The 824-nt window shown below is 60.1% G+C and carries 1 protein-coding gene; it reads left to right on the top strand.

Annotated elements, in window-relative coordinates; genetic code table 11:
* The coding region (locus M5C56_RS32300; RefSeq protein WP_248766937.1) for an electron transfer flavoprotein subunit beta/FixA family protein at positions 1 to 652 on the top strand (652 nt) is incomplete at its 5' end.
* Positions 653 to 824: the final 172 nt, after the last annotated feature.

Genomic DNA, 824 nt, shown 5'->3' with positions numbered 1-824 from the left:
GTGGAAGAACCCGTTCTGCGAAATAGCGGTGGAAGAAGCGGTACGCCTGAAGGAAAAAGGCGTCGCGACTGAAATCGTCGTCGTCTCCGTTGGTCCGTCCACCGCTCAGGAGCAGCTGCGCACCGCGCTGGCCCTGGGTGCCGACCGTGCCATCCTGGTTGAATCGGCTGAAGAGCGGACCTCCCTGGCCGTGGCCAAGCTGTTGAAAGCCGTTGTCGACAAGGAACAGCCACAGCTGGTGATCCTCGGCAAACAGGCCATCGACAGCGACAACAACCAGACCGGCCAGATGCTGGCAGCCCTGAGCGGTTACGCCCAAGGCACCTTCGCTTCGAAAGTCGAAGTGTCGGGCGACAAGGTTGCCGTGACCCGCGAAATCGACGGCGGCCTGCAGACCGTGTCGTTGAGCCTGCCGGCCATCGTCACCACCGACCTGCGTTTGAACGAGCCGCGTTATGCGTCCCTGCCGAACATCATGAAAGCCAAGAAGAAGCCGCTTGAAGTGCTGACTCCGGATGCTTTGGGCGTTTCCACCGCCTCCACCAACAAGACCCTGAAAGTCGAAGCGCCGGCTGCTCGCAACGCGGGTATCAAGGTCAAGTCGGTTGCAGAACTGGTCGAGAAACTGAAAAACGAAGCGAAGGTAATCTGACTATGACTATCTTGGTAATCGCCGAACACGACAACAAGGTCGTGGCTCCGGCCACCCTGAACACCGTGGCGGCTGCCGCGAAAATCGGTGGCGATATTCACCTGCTGGTTGCAGGCCAGGGCGTGGGTGCCGTGGCTGAAGCTGCCGCGAAAATCGCTGGCGTGTCGAAAGT

It is taken from the genome of Pseudomonas sp. MWU13-2862, from assembly GCF_023242495.1.
GTDB classification, from domain to species: domain Bacteria; phylum Pseudomonadota; class Gammaproteobacteria; order Pseudomonadales; family Pseudomonadaceae; genus Aquipseudomonas; species Aquipseudomonas gingeri_D.
Note: the sequence above shows the minus strand (reverse complement) of the source record. Positions and strands in the feature narration are given on the sequence as shown.